The organism is Alkalimonas mucilaginosa (assembly GCF_036327005.1).
GTDB lineage: Bacteria > Pseudomonadota > Gammaproteobacteria > Enterobacterales > Alteromonadaceae > Alkalimonas > Alkalimonas mucilaginosa.
Genome location: NZ_JAUGZK010000037.1, coordinates 1 through 1,279 on the forward strand (window position 1 = coordinate 1; position 1,279 = coordinate 1,279).

A 1,279-nucleotide genomic window follows, 5' to 3' on the forward strand; every position below is an offset into this window, starting at 1 on the left:
AAGATGAAAGCGTAGCAATTCCCCTCCTTAGGTGCCCAGAATTCATGGCCTATTCGCCAACTGGTGCACTCGACGCAAAAGGGGCCAAGCAACGATTCTCTGAATTAATGGCCAGCTGTGAACGGAATGGGTTGGGCAAGTTAGCGGTTGTGGTCAAATCATCCGGAACAATCATTGGCTATTGCGGCATTGAGATGTGCGAAATTGAGGGTGCAAGAAAACCCGAGCTGGGATTTCGTCTTCACGCGAATCACCGCGGTATGGGTTATGCCACTGAGGCTGCGGCAGCGGTGCTGCACCAGGCCGAACCGATATTGAGCAGCGTCATCGCGTTCGCTGAACCAGCTAATATGCCTTCGATTAGAATTCTGGAAAAACTGGGGTTCCGGCCAACAGGTGAATCGTCTTTCAAGGGAGTTACGGTTGTCTTGTTTAGCCGGGGCATGTAACAAATCGCTCCAGCCGATGCGCTAAAGCGCACGGTTGAGCTTAGCGTTAGCTTCATAGGGAGGCAAAACCTCAGTGTGGAAATTCTCAGGAACCATTAGCTATACCTGCGATACCTGTGGAGATACTGGAGAACTTCCAGTTGACGATTTTTCTATCGAATGTTTCGGTGGGTCAGAGCGTCAAATGGGGGCTGAAAATCTTTATGAAATCTTATATGAATTTGATTGCCCTGAATGCAGTTCACCAATTTCATTGCATTTTGAAGCATCTGAATACCCGGTAGAGTTCTTGAATTTTGTATTAAATAAAACAACAGGCGCTCAAACCACTGGCGAACCGGAAATGGAATACCTCCGCGAAATATATAGTGCGGAAGATTTATTCCATTTGCATGAGTCAATTGCAGAACTTATTTCGGCTTTGAAGGAAAGCCCATACCTGCTAGATAAAGTGACTCCAAGACAATTTGAAGAAATCGTAGCGGAGGTATTTAGGTCAAAAGGATTTGAAGTAGACCTCACCAAAAGAACACGTGATGGTGGGAAAGACATTATCGCTGTTCACACTGACGGAATTGGGATTAAGAACAAATATTTTGTTGAATGCAAGCGCTACGCCGAATCGAATAAGATCAGTGTAGATGTTGTTCGCACTCTGTATGGCGTCATGAATACAATGGACGGTCCAAACAAGGCAATCATTGTAACTACGTCTACTTTTACTGATGATGCGAGAAAATTTGTCAAACAAGAGGCAAGAAGTAGCTGGGATTTGGCACTAGTCGATAGGGCCCAGTTATTGGATTGGCTGGATGGCTACAAAGAAAGCT

Annotated in this window: 2 protein-coding genes; both read left to right on the plus strand. The window is 45.6% G+C overall.

Going from position 1 to position 1,279, the window contains the following annotated elements; genetic code table 11:
• Positions 1-449 (plus strand): GNAT family N-acetyltransferase (locus tag QWF21_RS17990; RefSeq protein ID WP_330089423.1); only part of this gene is annotated, 449 nt, incomplete at its 5' end.
• 73 nt (positions 450-522) lie between these two features.
• A partial coding sequence (locus QWF21_RS17995) for a restriction endonuclease (RefSeq protein ID WP_330089424.1) occupies positions 523-1,279 on the plus strand: 757 nt, incomplete at its 3' end.